Raw genomic sequence first — 17744 nt, forward strand, 5'->3', positions numbered from 1 at the left:
GATTTACTCTGCGTTTTGAGCGACGGAAGCGCAGCCGGGCTTCCCTGCCGCATATTTAAGACTTGGATCGACCAGCGCATCAAAGCGTTTCAAGGCTTCGGAGCCGATCAAAAGCGGATATTGGAAAGCACTTCGGTCAGTCAAGTTCACTTCAATGGTGCGCAACGCTTCGCCCATGCACAGGTCGAGGCTGATCACCGGGCGTGACGAGTACCTGTTGTCGTCATCCGGGTCGAGATCGTCCGCGCGACGCTTGATCTTGCTGACCCGTGCCAGGGGGCGTTCTATGGGGTGAATGTGTTTGCTGTCGCTGGCCAGATAAAAGCGTACCCAGCTTTCGCCATTGCGCTTGAAATGTTTGATGTCACGGGCGCTCAGCGAGGCGGTCTTGGCACCCGTGTCGAGTTTGGCAGCGATCTCGACATCGATTTCGACAAGCCTGGCGTATTCGTTGAGGCCATAGACCGTTTTGCTGGCGGCCAGGCTGAAGCCGGGCAAAAACAGAAGGCAGAACAGTGTGGGGAGGGTAGTCAGTCTCATAAATCCTGGCGCGATGAGCGAACAACTTCAGGGTCAGGGCGCAAACGGAATTGACCTGATGATAGTGGGGCAGGCAGCTCGCAGTCGTTTGCTCCGGTGCGGAGCGCGCTGTACGGACGCGACGCATTCTAGCATGAAGGCTCGGCCCTGCCAGTGATCAACCTGTATGTCTGTTCAGGTTGCTCGATCAATACCGGTCTACCCCCTGATGGGCAGATTGTCGACAATGGTTCCTTTTGCTTTGACTGAATAACCTTTTCTGGCTAGATTTGCGCTTGTGCAACCATTAGGTGTCGACAATGTTGGGCGTGGTCGAGAAAAGAGTGCCGGTCATCGACGAGTCGGAAACGCTCTCCGAGAACGTTTTTCGGCGCATTCAGTCCGCTATCGTGAAAGGCGAGATTGCCCCCGGCAGCAAGATTTCCGAGCCGGAACTGGCTCGTACTTACGGCATCAGCCGCGGGCCGCTGCGTGAAGCGATTCATCGTCTTGAAGGGCAGCGGCTGGTCGTTCGCGTGCCGCATGTCGGCGCACGTGTGGTTGCGCTCAGTCATGCCGAACTGATCGAGCTTTATGAGATTCGTGAGTCGCTGGAAGGCATGGCCTGTCGGCTGGCCGCCGAGCGCATGACCCTGGCCGAGATCGACGAACTGCGCAGCGTCCTCGATACCCACGAGCGCGATGCGGCGTTTCAGGCGGGTATCGGCTATTACCAGCAGGAGGGCGATTTCGATTTCCATTACCAGATCATCCAGGGCAGCGGCAATCGCACCCTCAGCCAGATGTTGTGCGGCGAGCTGTACCAACTGGTGCGCATGTACCGCATCCAGTATTCCACTACGCCCAACAGGCCTCGTCAGGCTTTTGCCGAACACCACCGAATTCTCGACGCCATCGCCGATCGTGACGGCGAACTGGCTGAATTATTGATGCGCCGGCACATCGGCGCGTCCAGACGCAACATCGAGCGCCATTATCAGGCCGCTCCCGACCGAGGTGAACAATGAGCGACAACAACAGCACTCCCGGCCAGCGTTTCCGCGATGCAGTCGCCGGCGAACAGCCGTTGCAGGTGGTCGGCGCAATCAATGCCAACCATGCGCTGCTCGCCAGACGTGCCGGTTTCAAGGCCATTTACCTGTCTGGCGGCGGCGTCGCGGCGGGATCGCTGGGGATTCCGGACCTGGGAATTACCGGTCTTGAAGATGTGCTGATCGACGTGCGTCGTATCACTGATGTCTGCGACCTGCCGCTGCTGGTAGATGTCGACACCGGATTCGGTTCTTCGGCTTTCAATGTGGCGCGCACCGTGCGTTCGATGATCAAGGCCGGGGCGGCTGCGATTCACATTGAAGATCAGGTGGGTGCCAAGCGCTGCGGACATCGCCCGAACAAGGAAATCGTTTCGCAGCAGGAAATGGTCGACCGGATCAAGGCTGCCGTGGATGCACGAACTGACGACAGTTTCGTGATCATGGCGCGCACCGACGCGCTGGCAGTGGAGGGGCTGGAATCTGCGCTGGAACGTGCTGCCGCCTGTATCGAAGCAGGTGCAGACATGGTGTTCCCTGAGGCGATCACTGAGCTGGCAATGTACAAGCAATTTGCCAACCGCGCGGGGGTGCCGATCCTTGCCAACATTACTGAATTTGGCGCCACGCCATTGTTTACTGTTGATGAGTTGCGTGAGGCCGACGTATCACTGGTGCTTTACCCGCTTTCTGCCTTCCGGGCCATGAACAAGGCGGCAGAAAATGTTTACGGCGCCATTCGTCGCGACGGCAGCCAGAAGAGCGTCGTCGACAGCATGCAGACACGCATGGAGCTCTACGACGCCATCGATTACCACACGTTCGAACAGAAGCTGGACGCGCTTTTTGCGCAGAAGAAGGGCTGATTGGCACAGAAACGGGGCTCCCACGGCCTTCGGCCAGAATCATAAAGCGGGCTTGCGTACACCGATGAGCGCTCAGGCGTTGGCACGATAGCCAGAGTCAGTCCAACACCAAAAAACAAAATTGGAGAAAACCATGGCTGAAGCAAAAATATTGAGTGGTGCCGGGTTGCGCGGACAGGTTGCCGGGCAGACGGCGTTGTCCACCGTGGGCATGGCCGGGGCCGGGCTGACCTATCGCGGCTATGACGTGCGTGATCTGGCCGCCGAGGCTCGCTTTGAAGAAGTTGCCTATCTGCTGCTTTATGGCGAACTGCCCAGTCAGGCCGAATTGTCTGCCTATATGGACAAACTCAAGAGTCTGCGTGATCTGCCCCAGGCCTTGAAGGAAGTGCTGGAGCGTATTCCCGCCGACACTCACCCGATGGACGTCATGCGCACCGGTGCATCAATGCTCGGCACGCTGGAGCCCGAACGTAGCTTCGATCAGCAGCGCGACGCCACCGACCGACTGCTGGCAGCGTTCCCGGCGATCATGTGCTACTGGTATCGCTTCAGTCACGATGGCAAGCGTATCGACTGTACTACGGCTGAAGACTCCATCGGCGGGCATTTCCTGCACCTGCTGCTCGGCAAGGCCCCCAGCGAACTGCACCGCAAGGTGATGGACGTCTCGCTGATCCTCTACGCCGAGCACGAATTCAATGCGTCGACCTTCACCGCCCGTGTCTGCGCATCGACCTTGTCGGACCTGTATTCCTGCGTCACGGCAGCCATCGGTACCTTGCGTGGCCCGCTGCATGGTGGTGCCAATGAGGCCGCTATGGAGATGATTCAGCGCTTCGCGTCGGCTGAGGAGGCCACCAGGGGCACGCTGGGGATGCTGGAGCGCAAAGAAAAGATCATGGGCTTCGGCCATGCGATCTACAAGGAGTCCGACCCGCGCAACGAGGTCATCAAGGGCTGGTCGAAGAAACTTGCCGACGAGGTGGGCGACAGCGTGCTGTTCCCTGTCTCGCAAGCCATCGACAAGGTCATGTGGGAGCAGAAGAAGCTATTCCCCAACGCTGATTTCTACCATGCCTCGGCGTACCACTTCATGGGCATCCCGACCAAACTGTTTACACCGATCTTCGTCTGCTCACGCCTGACGGGCTGGGCCGCTCACGTCTTCGAACAGCGCGCCAACAATCGCATCATTCGTCCGAGCGCTGAATACACCGGCGTCGAACAGCGCGCGTTCGTGCCCATTGAACAGCGCTGAAAAGAGGGCAGGGGAGCCGCCAACGAGCTCCCCACCCGTATTCCGAACATTCCGTGATCGAGTCCCGCAATGAACAGTGAATTTCGCAAATCGCTCCCCGGCACCCGACTGGATTATTTTGATGCTCACGCGGCTGTCGAGGCGCTCAAGCCAGGCGCTTACGCCGCGCTGCCTTATACGTCGCGGGTGCTGGCCGAGAACCTCGTACGCCGTTGCGATCCTGCGACCTTGAATGCCTCGCTGATGCAGCTCATCGAGCGCAAGCGTGATCTGGATTTCCCGTGGTTCCCGGCGCGCGTGGTCTGCCACGACATTCTGGGGCAGACCGCACTGGTCGACCTGGCCGGTCTGCGCGACGCGATCGCTTCGCAAGGCGGTGATCCCGCGCTGGTCAATCCGGTGGTGCCGGTGCAACTGATTGTCGATCATTCGCTGGCTGTGGAAGCGGGTGGCAATGACCCTCAGGCGTTCGAAAAGAACCGAGCCATCGAAGACCGCCGCAATGAAGACCGTTTTCACTTCATTGACTGGACCAGGCAGGCATTCAAGAACGTTGAAGTGATCCCGCCGGGCAACGGCATCATGCATCAGATCAATCTGGAGAAAATGTCGCCGGTGGTGCAGGTGCTCGATGGCGTGGCGTTTCCCGACACACTGGTCGGCACCGACAGCCATACGCCGCATGTCGACGCACTGGGCGTGATTGCCATTGGTGTCGGTGGCCTTGAAGCCGAAAACGTCATGCTGGGGCGCGCTTCCTGGATGCGGCTGCCGGACATCATCGGCGTCGAGCTGACCGGACGGCGTCAGCCGGGCATCACCGCCACCGATGTGGTGCTGGCGCTGACCGAATATTTGCGCCAGCAGAAAGTCGTCGGCGCTTACCTGGAGTTCTACGGCGCAGGTGCGTCGAGTCTGACCCTTGGTGATCGGGCGACGATCTCCAACATGGCACCGGAATACGGCGCGACAGCAGCCATGTTTTCCATCGATTCGCAAACCATCGACTATCTGCGTCTGACAGGGCGTGAAGACGAGCAGGTCAAACTGGTCGAGCTGTATGCCCGGCATACCGGTCTTTGGTCGGACAGCCTGGCGGAGGTGGAATACGAGCGTGTATTGAGTTTCGATCTGTCCAGCGTGGTGCGCAACATGGCCGGGCCGTCCAACCCCCATGCGCGGGTCGCCACTGCGGACCTCGCAGCCAGAGGTATTGCCGGTCAGTGGCAGGAAGTGCCGGGGCAGATGCCGGATGGCGCGGTAATCATTGCGGCGATTACCAGTTGTACCAACACCAGTAACCCGCGCAACGTGATTTCCGCGGGTCTGCTGGCACGCAACGCCAATCGCCTGGGGCTGCTGCGCAAACCGTGGGTGAAGTCGTCGCTGGCACCAGGCTCGAAAACCGTGGCACTGTACCTGGATGCCGCAGGGCTGACGGCCGAGCTGGAGCAACTGGGCTTTGGCGTTGTGGCGTTTGCCTGTACCACCTGTAACGGTATGTCGGGGGCACTCGACCCGCTGATCCAGCAGGAAATCATCGACCGTGATCTGTATGCCACGGCGGTGCTGTCCGGTAACCGCAACTTTGACGGGCGTATCCACCCATACGCCAAACAGGCCTTTCTGGCCTCGCCGCCCCTGGTGGTGGCCTATGCGATCGCCGGCACCATTCGTTTCGATATTGAAAACGATGTGTTGGGGATCGCCGATGGCAAGGAGATTCGCCTCAAGGATATCTGGCCAAGCGACGAAGAAATTGACGCCGTGGTGCAAGCGTCAGTCAAGCCGGAGCAGTTCCGCCAGGTCTACATTCCGATGTTCGCTATCGAAGAGCACACCGGGCCGAAAGTCGAGCCGCTGTATGACTGGCGACCGATGAGCACCTATATCCGCCGCCCGCCTTACTGGGAAGGCGCGCTGGCCGGGGAGCGCACGCTCAAGGGAATGCGCGCACTGGCAGTACTGCCGGACAATATCACCACCGATCATCTGTCACCATCCAACGCGATCATGCTTGACAGCGCGGCGGGTGAGTACCTGGCGAAAATGGGCCTGCCGGAGGAAGACTTCAATTCCTACGCAACCCATCGGGGCGACCACCTGACGGCCCAGCGCGCAACCTTTGCCAACCCGCAACTGGTCAACGAGATGGCTGTGATCGACGGCAAGGTCAGCAAAGGCTCGCTGACCCGTGTCGAGCCCGAAGGTGTGGTCACGCGCATGTGGGAAGCCATCGAAACCTACATGGCCCGCAAGCAACCGCTGATCATCATTGCCGGTGCCGACTATGGACAGGGCTCGTCCCGCGATTGGGCGGCCAAAGGCGTCAGGCTGGCGGGCGTCGAAGCGATTGCCGCAGAAGGTTTCGAGCGCATCCATCGCACCAATCTGGTTGGCATGGGCGTACTGCCGCTGGAGTTCAAGGCGGGCACCAGTCGCCTGACTCTGGGCATAGACGGCAGTGAAACCTTCGATGTGATCGGTCAGCGGACACCTCGCGCGACACTGACGCTGGTCATTCGGCGCCGTAACGGCGAGCGTGTCGAGGTGCCGGTGACGTGCCGCCTGGACACCGCCGAAGAACTCTCTATTTATGAGGCCGGCGGCGTATTGCAGCGTTTTGCTCAGGATTTTCTTGAGGCTACGACTGTGGCTTGACCGTTACTCACGCGCAGTGTCCGCTCTTGAATGTGCGGCGCGGCGCAGATCCTGGATGCGGAGCGTCACGCAAGTCTTTCCCACGTTGCGTGAGGCACGATAAGCGTGCGGAAAAACACTTCTGGACGCTCTGCGTCCGATTTTGAGCGCTCGGCGCGCTCATCGAACAGGACAACCAATTCATGGCTCATTCACCGCAGCTCCGCATCCCGGCCACCTACATGCGTGGCGGCACCAGCAAGGGTGTATTTTTCAGGCTGACGGACCTGCCCGAAGCTGCACAGGTTCCGGGCGCGGCGCGGGATGCGCTGCTGTTGCGGATCATCGGCAGCCCCGACCCATACGAAAAGCAGATCGACGGCATGGGCGGGGCGACGTCGAGTACCAGCAAGAGCGTGATCGTGTCGCGCAGTAGCCGGGCTGATCACGATGTCGATTACCTGTTTGGACAAGTGTCGATCGACAAACCCTTTATCGACTGGAGCGGTAACTGCGGCAATCTGTCGGCGGCCGTAGGGCCGTTCGCGATTCTCAGTGGCCTGCTCGATGTCAGCCGTGTTCCGCAGGACGGTATTGCGATTGTGCGTATCTGGCAGGCCAATATCGGCAAAACCATCGTTGCCCATGTGCCGATCAGCCACGGCGAGGTGCAGGAAACCGGCGATTTCGAGCTGGATGGCGTGACCTTTCCAGCAGCAGAGGTGCAACTTGAGTTTCTTGATCCCGCAGCGGAGGAAGAAGGCGCAGGTGGTTCCATGTTCCCCACTGGCCATCTGGTGGACGACCTTGAAGTACCGGGCATCGGCACCTTGAAGGCGACCCTGATCAACGCCGGCATTCCGACGATTTTCGTCAACGCTGCCGACATTGGCTACCGCGGCACAGAATTGCAGGGCGACATCAATGGCGACCCACAGGCACTGGCCCGTCTGGAGGCAATCCGCGCCCACGGTGCCGTGCGCATGGGCCTGATTCGCAGCATTGATGAAGCTGCCACACGCCAGCACACGCCCAAGGTGGCCTTCGTCGCCGCGCCAGCCGAGTACCTTTCATCGAGTGGCAAACCTGTTGCGGCGCAGGATATCGATCTGCTGGTGCGTGCCGTGTCGATGGGCAAGCTGCACCACGCGATGATGGGCACGGCTGCGGTCGCCATTGGCACTGCCGCTGCCATTCCTGGCACGCTGGTCAATCTGGCGGCGGGCGGGCAGGCGCGCAGCGCGGTGCGCTTTGGCCATCCCTCCGGGACATTGCGGGTTGGCGCCGAGGCCGTTCAGCAGGGGCGAGACTGGACGGTTGTCAAAGCACTCATGAGCCGTAGCGCCAGAGTGCTGATGGAGGGCTGGGTGCGCGTGCCGCAGTAAAACGATTGCAACAGTCGGCTGAAAGAATTAAGTGAAGCGGGCGCTTTCAGCGGCTATTTGAAACGTCGCTCCACGCCTTTTTCCACCAGCACCTTGGCGGAGATCTCTTCCACCGAAAAATGTGTGGAATTGATGTGGGGAATGTTTTCACGACGAAACAGGCTCTCCACTTCGCGCACTTCGAACTCACACTGCGCGTAGCTGGAATACCGGCTGTTGGGCTTGCGCTCGTGGCGAATCGCAGTCAGTCGGTCAGGGTCGATGGTCAGGCCGAACAGCTTGCTGCGATGCTCCTTGAGCGCCGCAGGCAGTTGCAGACGCTCCATGTCATCTTCGGTCAGCGGGTAGTTGGCGGCGCGGATACCGAACTGCATGGCCATGTACAGGCAGGTCGGGGTCTTGCCGCAGCGCGATACGCCTACCAGGATGATGTCGGCCTTGTCGTAATAATGCGTCCGTGCGCCGTCGTCATTGTCGAGCGCAAAGTTGACTGCTTCGATGCGCTCCATGTAATTGGAGTTGTGCCCGATGGAATGCGATTTGCCCACCGAGTAGGAGGAGTGTGAACTAAGCTCTTGCTCCAGCGGGGCAAGGAAGGTCGAAAAGATATCGATCATGAAGCCGTTGGACGTCGCCAGAATCTCGCGGATGTCTTGATTGACGATCGTGTCGAAGATGATCGGCCGCACATCGTCCTTGTCGGCGGCATTATTGATTTGTTGTACCATCGCCCGCGCTTTCTCGACGCTGTCGATATAGGGCCTGGTGAACTTGTTGAAGGTAATGTTTTCAAATTGTGCCAACAGGCTCTGGCCCAGGGTTTCGGCGGTGATACCGGTGCCGTCCGAGATGAAGAAAGCAGATCGTTTCATTTTTGACCCAGGCCTTAAGCAGTTGACGAATTCTGGCTATCATAGGCGTGCCTGCCTGTCCTGAGGGCCTGCAGGTGCATCTTTTTTGAAGGTCCGGTTTGAAGGCCCGGCCAGACACGCCTGAGGTCACTGAACAGGTGGCCCGGGTGAATGAGCTTTTCCCAACAACAAACACAGTTAGTGGAGAGATCACCTTGGTAGAGTACGTAGTTTCCCTCGATAAGCTCGGCGTCCATGATGTAGAGCACGTGGGGGGCAAAAACTCGTCCCTCGGCGAGATGATCAGCAACCTTGCAGGTGCTGGTGTCTCAGTGCCCGGCGGCTTCGCGACTACCGCCCAGGCTTACCGTGATTTCCTTGAGCTCAGCGGGCTGAACGATCAGATCCATGCAGCGCTGGACGCACTGGATGTCGATGACGTCAACGCGCTGGCCAGAACGGGTGCGCAGATTCGCCAGTGGATCATGGAGGCCGAGTTCCCCGAGCAGCTCAATGCGCAGATTCGCACGGCGTTCGCTGAACTGTCGGCCGGCAATCCGAACCTGGCCGTGGCGGTACGCTCTTCCGCGACCGCTGAAGACCTGCCGGATGCTTCTTTTGCCGGTCAGCAGGAGACCTTCCTGAACATTCGTGGCGTCGAGAACGTTATCCGCGCTGCCAAGGAAGTCTTCGCTTCGCTGTTCAACGACCGGGCAATCTCCTACCGCGTGCATCAGGGCTTCGATCACAAGCTGGTCGCGCTGTCGGCAGGTATGCAGCGTATGGTGCGCTCCGAAACCGGCACTGCAGGCGTCATGTTTACCCTGGACACCGAATCCGGTTTCCGCGATGTGGTGTTTATTACCGGAGCCTATGGCCTGGGCGAGACGGTTGTGCAGGGCGCAGTCAACCCTGACGAGTTCTACGTGCATAAAGACACGCTGGCTGCCGGTCGTCCGGCGATCCTGCGCCGCAACCTCGGCAGCAAAGCCATCAAGATGATTTACGGCGATGAGGCCAAGGCCGGTCGATCGGTCAAGGTGATCGACGTAGAGCCGGCTGAGCGTGCGCGTTTCTGTCTGACCGATGCCGAAGTCGCCGAACTGGCCAGGCAGGCGATGATCATCGAGAAACACTACAAGTGCCCGATGGACATCGAATGGGCCAAGGACGGTGACGATGGCAAGCTGTATATCGTCCAGGCGCGTCCCGAAACCGTGAAGAGCCGTGCTTCGGCGAACGTCATGGAGCGCTATCTGCTCAAGGAGACCGGCAAGGTACTGGTCGAAGGCCGTGCCATCGGCCAGCGCATCGGCGCGGGCAAGGTGCGGATCATCAAGGATGTGTCGGAGATGGACAAGGTCCAGCCCGGTGACGTGCTGGTCTCGGACATGACCGACCCGGACTGGGAGCCGGTGATGAAACGCGCCAGCGCCATTGTCACCAACCGTGGCGGGCGTACCTGTCACGCCGCGATCATCGCGCGCGAGCTGGGTATTCCGGCAGTGGTCGGCTGCGGCAATGCCACCCAGACCCTGCAGGACGGCCAGGGCGTAACGGTTTCCTGCGCCGAGGGCGACACCGGTTACATTTTCGAAGGCGAACTGGGCTTTGACATCAAGACCAACTCGGTCGATGCGATGCCTGAACTGCCGTTCAAGATCATGATGAACGTCGGTAATCCGGACCGTGCGTTCGACTTCGCCCAATTGCCCAATGCCGGTGTCGGTCTGGCGCGATTGGAATTCATCATCAACCGCATGATCGGCGTGCACCCCAAGGCGCTGCTCAACTACTCCCTGCTGCCACCCGAGATCAAGGAGAGCGTCGACAAGCGGATCGCCGGCTACGACGATCCGGTGGGGTTCTACGTCGAGAAACTGGTCGAAGGCATCAGTACCCTGGCCGCCGCGTTCACCCCGAAAAAAGTTATCGTGCGCCTCTCGGACTTCAAGTCCAACGAGTACGCCAACCTGATCGGCGGCAAGCTGTACGAGCCGGAAGAAGAGAACCCGATGCTGGGCTTCCGGGGTGCGTCCCGTTACATCAGCGAGAACTTCCGCGACTGTTTCGAGCTGGAATGCCGTGCGCTCAAGCGTGTGCGTGAAGAAATGGGCCTGACCAATGTCGAGATCATGGTGCCGTTCGTGCGCACGTTGGGCGAAGCGAGCCAGGTGATCGATCTGTTGGCCGCCAATGGCCTGAAGCGTGGCGAAAACGGCCTGCGCATCATCATGATGTGCGAGTTGCCGTCCAACGCGATTCTGGCCGAAGAGTTTCTTGAGTATTTCGACGGTTTCTCCATCGGTTCCAACGACCTGACCCAACTGACGCTGGGGCTTGATCGCGATTCCGGCGTCATCGCTCACCTGTTCGACGAGCGTAACCCGGCGGTCAAGAAGCTGCTGTCCAATGCCATTCAGGCGTGCAACAAGGCTGGCAAGTACATCGGCATCTGCGGACAGGGCCCTTCCGATCATCCGGATCTGGCGCGCTGGCTGATGGATCAGGGTATCGAGAGCGTATCGCTCAATCCTGATTCGGTGCTGGAGACCTGGTTCTTCCTCGCCGAGGCGCAGGCACCGGTCTGATGTGACGTCGCGCTCATGTGACGCGAAGAAAGCCTGAGCCGTCATGTGGTTCAGGTGTTTGAAAGAGGCGGTTTCTTCGGAAGCCGCCTTTTTTATGGCGTGCCGCGAAAGCCACCGGAGCGCGTTGTTTCATCCAGTCTGTCCAGCCAGATAAAGAGTGATATGCAGAGCAGTAGCCAGCTTTTCCCCGTTGCCTTGATCAGCGCCGAGCGTTGCGGCGATCTTGTCGAGGACGTCTACCGTCTGAAACCAGCCAACAGCCCTGACCCCAGTGTCGAACTGGTGGTGACCCGACTGGGGCTGGTCGATCAGCCTGATGTGCGCGGCATTCCGGTGATTCTGTTGCATGGCAGTTTTTCCAACCGGCGTTTCTGGTATTCGCCCAAAGGTGTGGGGTTGGGGCCTTATCTGGCGCGTGCCGGGTATGACGTATGGATCCCGGAAATGCGCGGTCACGGCTTGTCGGCGCGCAACCAAAACTATCGCGCCAACTGTGTGGCCGATTATGCCCGTTTTGATTTGCCTGCCATTGCGGCCTTCGTCTGCGAGCAAAGTGGCCAGATACCACACTGGATCGGCCACTCGCTGGGCGGCAGGACCCTGGCGGCAGCCCTTGGTGGTCAGTACCTTGATGCGCAGAACGTGGCATCCGTGGCGCTGTTCGGCAGTCAGGTCAGCCGAACTTACTGGCCGCTGAAAATTCCGCCGCTGCAATGGTCCGCGCGGCTGCTGCTGAGGTCCTTCGAACATATCTCCGGGCCGCGCTTCAAGCGCGGGCCTGAAGACGAGCCGATAGGGCTTGTCCTGGAAAGCATGCGCTGGCACGGGCTGTTCGGACGTTTTGGCGAGCGTGACAATAACTGGTGGGCCGGATTGAAGGAGGTTCAGGTACCGGTTCTGGCAGTTGCTGCCGCTGGCGATCATCAGGACCCGGTATGGGCCTGCCGGACGCTGTTCGATCAGGTTGGTGGCGAGCAACACAAGCAGTTTCTCTGCCTGGGCCGCGAGCACGGCTTCAGCGAAGATTTCGACCATGTGCGAATGCTGGTCAGCAAGACGGCGCAACAACAGGTCTGGCCGCGGGTGATCGAGTGGCTGGGCGAGCAGTCCGTTCCTGAACAGGTTGCAGAGTTACCGGCAGCGGTGGGCAGTTAGCAGTTAAAGTCGCTATGGTTAGCGTCAGCCGGTCGCGTCTGCTTCAATAGGCCGATCTGTATCAATCGCGACCTCATGCCTCGATGACAGGAGTTGACCTCATGCATTACATCACCCCCGATTTGTGTGACGCCTACCCGGACCTGATTCAGGTCGTGGAACCGATGTTCAGCAATTTTGGTGGCCGCGACTCGTTTGGTGGCCAGATCGTCACCCTGAAATGTTTCGAAGACAACTCGCTGGTCAAGGAGCAGGTTGAACTGGACGGCGAGGGCAAGGTGTTGGTCGTCGACGGTGGTGGTTCGCTGCGGTGCGCCCTGCTGGGTGACATGCTGGCCGAGAAGGCGGCAAAGAGCGGCTGGGAAGGCATGTTGATCTATGGTTGCATTCGCGACGTCGATGTCATTGCCCAGACCGACCTGGGGGTACAGGCGCTGGCCAGTCATCCGAAAAAAACCGAAAAGCGCGGCATAGGCGACCTGAACGTGCCTGTCACCTTTGGCGGTGTAACCTTCCGTCCGGGCGAGTACCTGTATGCCGACAACAATGGCGTCATTATTTCTCCATCGCCCCTGACCATGCCGGAATAAGCGAAGTATCCATGTTCGATGAAGCAAACGCGCAGTGGGGGCTGGTTCATGCCCTTGTGTTGGATGGTAAAGGCGGGGCGCGCTTCATTGCTCGAACCGAGTTGCAGGACCTTCAACTGCAGCCGCAGGAGAGTCTGTGGCTGCATTGGGATCGCAGTCACCCGCAGACCCATGCCTGGTTGCGCACCGGCAGCGGTCTGAGCGAGTTTGCCTGCGACCTGTTGCTGGAAGAGAACACCCGGCCGCGTTTACTGCCGTTGCCGGAGCAGGAGCTGCTGCTGTTTCTGCGCGGGGTGAATCTGAATCCCGGTGCCGAACCGGAAGACATGGTGTCGGTGCGCATCTTCGCCTCGGCTCAGCGAGTGATCTCGCTGCGTCTGCGCCCTCTGCGCGCCACTGAGGAACTCATCGAGATGCTGGGGCAGGGCAAAGGCCCGAAGAGCGCCTCGGAGCTGATCCTGTATCTGGCGCAGCACCTCACTGACAAGGTTCAGGATCTGGTAGGCGAACTGACCGAATCGGTCGATGAAGAGGAAGAAAAGAACGACGCCGACGAGCGGTACAGTCCCGAGCACGGCAAGCTGCTGCATATCCGTCGGCGCGCCGCCGGTCTGCGCCGCTTTCTCGGGCCCCAGCGCGATATATATGGCCAGCTCTCGCGAACCAAACTGTCCTGGTTCGCGCATGACGATGCCGATTACTGGAATGAACTGAACAACAGCCTGACCCGTTATCTGGAAGAGCTCGAGCTGACCCGCGAGCGGGTGGGGCTGCTGCTGGAGTCCGAAGACCGGCGCCTGCGGGAACACATGAACCGCACCATGTACCGCTTCGGGATCATTACCGGTATCTTTCTGCCCATGAGTTTTCTCACCGGTCTGCTGGGTATCAATGTCGGCGGAATTCCCGGTTCGGACAGCGCATATGGCTTTCTGGTGGCCTGCCTGCTCATTGTTGCGCTGGCTGCAGGGCAGTGGTGGCTGTTCAGGCGTTTGCGCTGGGTGTAGGTCGGACTTGCGCGTTTTTTTGACAGGCCGGTGTGACTTGTTGTTTTCGCGTCGCGTCTTTGACTGACATTACGTGAGGTGCCTGATGCACGATCCGTTTGAAGAATCTTTACGCGACATGCTCAATTCTTCGTCCTCCAGCCGGGATGACGACGCATGTCTGGGACGCGTCCTGAAAACCGCCAATCGCCAGGTCGGTGCCGGTGTGCTGTTCGGGTTGCTGGGCCGCTGGTCAGAGGCGCTGATGATCGCCGTGAACAACGGCTCTGCCCACGTCTCTCCTGTTTCTCGCCGCCCCACGACGGGTGCCCGTTCTATCGATAAGGCTGATTGAGCATGGAACTGAATCTCTGGACCCAGAGCCTTCTTGCTGCAATGACTGCATTGTGGACCAAAGTCGCAAACTTCATCCCTAACCTGTTCGGCGCCCTTGTCGTGGTGCTGCTGGGTTTTGTCGTCGCCAAGCTGCTCGATGCACTCCTTTCCAAACTGCTGGCCAAGCTGGGCCTGGATCGCCTGGTCGGCGGTACCGGCCTGACCAAGATCATCGGCCGTGCCGGCGTCAAGGTGCCTATCTCCACGTTGATCGGCAAGATCGTCTACTGGTTTGTCCTGTTGATCTTCCTTGTATCGGCTGCCGAGTCGCTCGGTCTGCAGCGGGTTTCAGCTACGCTGGACATGCTGGCGTTGTATCTGCCCAAGGTATTTGGTGCGGCACTGGTCTTGCTGGTCGGCGTGCTGCTGGCGCAATTGGTCAATGGCCTGGTACGCGGCGCCGCCGAGGGCGTAGGGATCGATTACTCTGCCGGCCTTGGGCGAATTGCCCAGGGGCTGGTGATTATCATCAGCATCTCGGTTGCGATCAGCCAGCTCGAGGTCAAGACCGACCTGCTGAACCACGTTATTGTGATAGCGCTGATTACCGTTGGTCTGACAGTGGCGCTTGCCCTGGGCCTGGGCAGTCGGGAAATTGCCGGTCAGATCATCGCCGGAATTTATGTTCGCGAGCTGTTTCAGGTGGGCCAGCAGGTGCGCGTGGGGGATACGGAAGGTCAGATCGAAGAAATCGGTACGGTCAAAACAACGTTGCTGACAGACGAGGGGGAGCTGGTGTCGTTTTCGAATCGCATCCTTCTCGAGCAGAGAGTAAGCAGCCGTTAAGCGGCTAACCTGCTAATCTATGCCGCCAGGTTGCCGATACAGGCCGTGGCGGACATTGACCTGACTGTCGGCAAGATTTGTTTTGAATAAACCTCAACCGTTTTCGACGCGCTACGATCCCCGCGAGCTCTCAGATGAGGAGCTGGTTGCGCGCGCCCATGTTGAGCTGTTCAATGTGACGCGGGCTTATGAAGAATTGATGCGCCGTTACCAGAGAACACTTTTTAACGTCTGTGCACGTTATCTGGGGAACGATCGCGATGCGGATGATGTCTGTCAGGAGGTGATGCTTAAGGTGTTGTATGGGTTGAAAAATTTTGAAGGTAAATCTAAATTTAAAACCTGGCTCTACAGCATCACCTACAATGAGTGCATCACGCAGTACAGAAAGGAACGGCGTAAGCGTCGCTTGATGGACGCGCTGAGTCTGGATCCACTTGAGGAAGCGTCGGAAGAAAAGACGCCCAAACCTGAAGAGCGGGGCGGACTTGATCGCTGGCTTGTGTATGTGAACCCGATCGATCGGGAAATTCTGGTACTGCGTTTCGTCGCAGAACTTGAATTCCAGGAGATTGCTGACATCATGCACATGGGCTTGAGCGCAACGAAAATGCGTTACAAGCGGGCATTAGATAAATTACGAGAGAAATTTGCGGGAATCGCCGAAACTTAATACGGTGCAAATATCTCTAACAAACTGGCAAGGTCTGGTAGACTCGCCGCTGAGTTGTCCCCCTGTGTGGGACTGCTTAATAATCATCAGATGGGGATTTAACGGATGAAACTGAAAAACACCTTGGGCTTGGCCATTGGTACTATTGTTGCCGCAACTTCGTTCGGCGCTCTGGCTCAAGGCCAAGGCGCGGTCGAAATCGAAGGCTTCGCCAAGAAAGAGTACTACGACAGCGATCGTAACTTCAAAAACGACGGCAACCTGTTCGGCGGCTCCGTTGGCTACTTCCTGACTGACGATGTTGAGCTGCGTCTGGGCTACGACGAAGTCCACAACGTCCGTAGCGACAGTGGCAAGAACATCAAGGGCGCCAACACCGCTCTGGACGCTCTGTACCACTTCAACAATCCGGGCGACATGCTGCGTCCTTACCTGTCTGCCGGTTTCTCCGATCAGAGCATCGGTCAAGACGCTCGCAACGGTCGTGACGGTTCCACCTTCGCCAACATCGGCGGCGGCGCCAAGCTGTACTTCACTGACAACTTCTATGCCCGTGCAGGCGTTGAAGCTCAGTACAACATCGACCAAGGCAACACCGAGTGGGCGCCTAGCGTCGGTATCGGCGTAAACTTCGGTGGCGGCAGCAAGAAAGTTGAAGCAGCACCGGCTCCAGTAGCTGAAGTGTGCTCCGACAGCGACAACGACGGCGTGTGCGACAACGTCGACAAGTGCCCGGACACCCCAGCCAACGTCACTGTTGACGCTGATGGCTGCCCAGCCGTTGCTGAAGTGGTTCGTGTTGAGCTGGACGTGAAGTTCGATTTCGACAAATCCGTAGTCAAGCCTAACAGCTACGGCGACATCAAGAACCTCGCTGACTTCATGCAGCAGTACCCACAAACCACCACCACTGTTGAAGGTCACACTGACTCCGTCGGTCCTGACGCTTACAACCAGAAACTGTCCGAGCGTCGTGCAAACGCCGTTAAACAGGTTCTGGTTAACCAGTACGGTGTTGGCGCTAGCCGCGTAAACTCGGTTGGTTACGGCGAATCCCGCCCAGTTGCTGACAACGCAACTGAAGCTGGTCGCGCAGTTAACCGTCGCGTAGAAGCAGAAGTAGAAGCTCAAGCTAAGTAATTAGCCGCTTGTACTGAAAAGCCCGGCTCAGGCCGGGCTTTTCTTTGCCTGCGATTTACTCAGGCAGCCGACAATTTCGGGGTCGGCATCAGCCTGCATTCAGCTGGGCATGGTCCGTCAACGTTTGATTCAGCAGCTCATTGCTGCCTGCGGCCACCGCGCCGATTACCAGAATGGCTGGGCTTTTGAGCTCGAAAACGGCTGCGTCCCGCTGCATGCCATTCAACGTGCTGCGGCACTCGCGCTGCCAGGGCAACGATGCGTTCTCGATCATCGCCACCGGCATCTCGCCACTCATTCCGCCAGCCAGAAGGCTTTCGCGAATTTCCGCCAGTTTTGCCACGCCCATGTAAACCACCAGCGTGGTTCCGCCCTGTGCGAGAGCCTGCCAGTTAAGGCGACTGTCGTCCTGAGTATGGGCGGTTACCAGTGTTACGCCACGGCTTACGCCGCGCAGGGTCAGCGAAATGCCGCATTGTGTTGCACCGGCGAGCCCCGCTGTAATCCCGTTGACCAGTTCCACTGTAACGCCGCGTTCCTGCAGCCACTGCGCCTCTTCGCCGCCACGTCCGAAAATGCATGGATCGCCTCCCTTGAGGCGTACAACGCATTTGCCCTGACGGACATAGCGCAGCATCAGGCGATGGATAAACGCCTGTGGCGTTGAGCGGCAACCACCACGCTTGCCGACTGCGATCACTCGTGCATTCGGGCAATGTTCAAGCACTGCGGTATTGACCAGATCATCGATCAACACCACATCGGCCTCATGCAAGGCACGCACTGCCTTGAGGGTCAGCAACTCTGGATCACCGGGGCCAGCGCCCACCAGCCATACTTTTGCGTTCATGCC

At 58.9% G+C, this 17744-nt stretch carries 17 protein-coding genes; 13 read left to right on the forward strand and 4 right to left on the reverse strand.

The window, feature by feature from the left end:
* Window positions 1–3 precede the first annotated feature (3 nt).
* Window positions 4–540, reverse strand: a complete 537-nt coding sequence (gene rloA / locus MME58_RS10680) for a retropepsin-like aspartic peptidase RloA (protein ID WP_054985934.1) — start codon at window positions 538–540, stop codon at window positions 4–6.
* A 299-nt stretch (window positions 541–839) separates the two neighbouring features.
* Here rloA and MME58_RS10685 point away from each other — a divergent pair, with 299 nt between their 5' ends.
* From MME58_RS10685 to prpF, 5 genes are all read left to right on the forward strand, one after another.
* The gene (locus tag MME58_RS10685; protein ID WP_055006478.1) at window positions 840–1547 is read left to right on the forward strand and encodes a GntR family transcriptional regulator; all 708 of its coding nucleotides are present in this window, start codon (window positions 840–842) and stop codon (window positions 1545–1547) included.
* Window positions 1544–2437 carry a methylisocitrate lyase gene (prpB, locus tag MME58_RS10690; protein ID WP_055006477.1) on the forward strand — a complete coding sequence of 298 codons (894 nt, stop codon included), beginning with the start codon at window positions 1544–1546 and terminating at the stop codon, window positions 2435–2437. Before MME58_RS10685 ends, prpB begins: the two co-directional genes overlap by 4 nt.
* A 133-nt stretch (window positions 2438–2570) precedes the next feature.
* Window positions 2571–3698, forward strand: a complete 1128-nt coding sequence (gene prpC, locus MME58_RS10695; RefSeq protein WP_055006476.1) for a bifunctional 2-methylcitrate synthase/citrate synthase — start codon at window positions 2571–2573, stop codon at window positions 3696–3698.
* A gap of 69 nt (window positions 3699–3767) precedes the next feature.
* The gene (gene acnD / locus MME58_RS10700) at window positions 3768–6359 is read left to right on the forward strand and encodes a Fe/S-dependent 2-methylisocitrate dehydratase AcnD (protein ID WP_055006475.1); all 2592 of its coding nucleotides are present in this window, start codon (window positions 3768–3770) and stop codon (window positions 6357–6359) included.
* A gap of 182 nt (window positions 6360–6541) precedes the next feature.
* Window positions 6542–7723 (forward strand): 2-methylaconitate cis-trans isomerase PrpF, encoded by a 1182-nt coding sequence (prpF, locus tag MME58_RS10705; protein ID WP_054985929.1) that lies wholly within the window; start codon window positions 6542–6544, stop codon window positions 7721–7723.
* A 53-nt stretch (window positions 7724–7776) separates the two neighbouring features.
* Here prpF and ppsR read toward each other — a convergent pair whose 3' ends face one another.
* Window positions 7777–8595 carry a posphoenolpyruvate synthetase regulatory kinase/phosphorylase PpsR gene (gene ppsR / locus MME58_RS10710; RefSeq protein WP_054985928.1) on the reverse strand — a complete coding sequence of 273 codons (819 nt, stop codon included), beginning with the start codon at window positions 8593–8595 and terminating at the stop codon, window positions 7777–7779.
* 14 nt (window positions 8596–8609) lie between these two features.
* Window positions 8610–8843, reverse strand: coding sequence for a hypothetical protein (locus MME58_RS27585; protein WP_149036710.1), 234 nt, complete (start codon window positions 8841–8843; stop codon window positions 8610–8612).
* On the opposite strand from MME58_RS27585, the gene ppsA reads away from it, so the two are divergent.
* The 8 genes from ppsA to MME58_RS10750 all read left to right on the forward strand — a co-directional run bounded on the left by ppsA (window position 8790) and on the right by MME58_RS10750 (window position 16891).
* A complete protein-coding gene (gene ppsA / locus MME58_RS10715; protein WP_055006474.1) occupies window positions 8790–11165 on the forward strand; it encodes a phosphoenolpyruvate synthase in 2376 nt (791 codons plus the stop codon). The two genes, MME58_RS27585 and ppsA, sit on opposite strands and share 54 nt — an antisense overlap.
* A gap of 162 nt (window positions 11166–11327) precedes the next feature.
* Window positions 11328–12320 (forward strand): alpha/beta fold hydrolase, encoded by a 993-nt coding sequence (locus MME58_RS10720; RefSeq protein ID WP_054985926.1) that lies wholly within the window; start codon window positions 11328–11330, stop codon window positions 12318–12320.
* A gap of 101 nt (window positions 12321–12421) precedes the next feature.
* On the forward strand, window positions 12422–12910 hold the full coding sequence (gene rraA, locus MME58_RS10725; RefSeq protein WP_055006473.1) for a ribonuclease E activity regulator RraA: 489 nt from the start codon (window positions 12422–12424) through the stop codon (window positions 12908–12910).
* 11 nt (window positions 12911–12921) lie between these two features.
* Entirely contained in the window at window positions 12922–13917 is a 996-nt protein-coding gene (locus MME58_RS10730; protein ID WP_054985924.1) for a zinc transporter ZntB, read from the forward strand.
* An 85-nt stretch (window positions 13918–14002) separates the two neighbouring features.
* Window positions 14003–14251 carry a hypothetical protein gene (locus MME58_RS10735; RefSeq protein ID WP_054985923.1) on the forward strand — a complete coding sequence of 83 codons (249 nt, stop codon included), beginning with the start codon at window positions 14003–14005 and terminating at the stop codon, window positions 14249–14251.
* A gap of 2 nt (window positions 14252–14253) precedes the next feature.
* The gene (locus MME58_RS10740; protein WP_002553042.1) at window positions 14254–15078 is read left to right on the forward strand and encodes a mechanosensitive ion channel family protein; all 825 of its coding nucleotides are present in this window, start codon (window positions 14254–14256) and stop codon (window positions 15076–15078) included.
* An 82-nt stretch (window positions 15079–15160) separates the two neighbouring features.
* A complete protein-coding gene (gene sigX, locus MME58_RS10745; protein WP_002553043.1) occupies window positions 15161–15751 on the forward strand; it encodes an RNA polymerase sigma factor SigX in 591 nt (196 codons plus the stop codon).
* Between the two features lie 105 nt (window positions 15752–15856).
* Complete coding sequence (locus MME58_RS10750) at window positions 15857–16891, forward strand: OmpA family protein (protein ID WP_002553044.1); 1035 nt, start codon at window positions 15857–15859, stop codon at window positions 16889–16891.
* A gap of 88 nt (window positions 16892–16979) precedes the next feature.
* Here the strand turns inward: MME58_RS10750 and cobA are convergent, their stop codons facing one another.
* Window positions 16980–17741, reverse strand: coding sequence for a uroporphyrinogen-III C-methyltransferase (gene cobA, locus MME58_RS10755; protein WP_054985922.1), 762 nt, complete (start codon window positions 17739–17741; stop codon window positions 16980–16982).
* Window positions 17742–17744 lie beyond the last annotated feature (3 nt).

Source organism: Pseudomonas syringae pv. tagetis, assembly GCF_022557255.1.
GTDB classification, from domain to species: domain Bacteria; phylum Pseudomonadota; class Gammaproteobacteria; order Pseudomonadales; family Pseudomonadaceae; genus Aquipseudomonas; species Aquipseudomonas caricapapayae.

Bases quoted from the DNA above. Each gene is read 5' to 3' on its own strand.
- prpB (WP_055006477.1), top strand. From the start codon at position 1,544: ATGAGCGACAACAACAGCACTCCCGGCCAGCGTTTCCGCGATGCAGTC.
- cobA (WP_054985922.1), bottom strand. From the start codon at position 17,741: ATGAACGCAAAAGTATGGCTGGTGGGCGCTGGCCCCGGTGATCCAGAG.
- MME58_RS10750 (WP_002553044.1), top strand. From the start codon at position 15,857: ATGAAACTGAAAAACACCTTGGGCTTGGCCATTGGTACTATTGTTGCC.
- MME58_RS10685 (WP_055006478.1), top strand. From the start codon at position 840: ATGTTGGGCGTGGTCGAGAAAAGAGTGCCGGTCATCGACGAGTCGGAA.
- ppsR (WP_054985928.1), bottom strand. From the start codon at position 8,595: ATGAAACGATCTGCTTTCTTCATCTCGGACGGCACCGGTATCACCGCC.
- MME58_RS10730 (WP_054985924.1), top strand. From the start codon at position 12,922: ATGTTCGATGAAGCAAACGCGCAGTGGGGGCTGGTTCATGCCCTTGTG.
- MME58_RS10735 (WP_054985923.1), top strand. From the start codon at position 14,003: ATGCACGATCCGTTTGAAGAATCTTTACGCGACATGCTCAATTCTTCG.
- rraA (WP_055006473.1), top strand. From the start codon at position 12,422: ATGCATTACATCACCCCCGATTTGTGTGACGCCTACCCGGACCTGATT.
- prpC (WP_055006476.1), top strand. From the start codon at position 2,571: ATGGCTGAAGCAAAAATATTGAGTGGTGCCGGGTTGCGCGGACAGGTT.
- acnD (WP_055006475.1), top strand. From the start codon at position 3,768: ATGAACAGTGAATTTCGCAAATCGCTCCCCGGCACCCGACTGGATTAT.
- rloA (WP_054985934.1), bottom strand. From the start codon at position 540: ATGAGACTGACTACCCTCCCCACACTGTTCTGCCTTCTGTTTTTGCCC.
- prpF (WP_054985929.1), top strand. From the start codon at position 6,542: ATGGCTCATTCACCGCAGCTCCGCATCCCGGCCACCTACATGCGTGGC.
- MME58_RS10720 (WP_054985926.1), top strand. From the start codon at position 11,328: ATGCAGAGCAGTAGCCAGCTTTTCCCCGTTGCCTTGATCAGCGCCGAG.
- MME58_RS10740 (WP_002553042.1), top strand. From the start codon at position 14,254: ATGGAACTGAATCTCTGGACCCAGAGCCTTCTTGCTGCAATGACTGCA.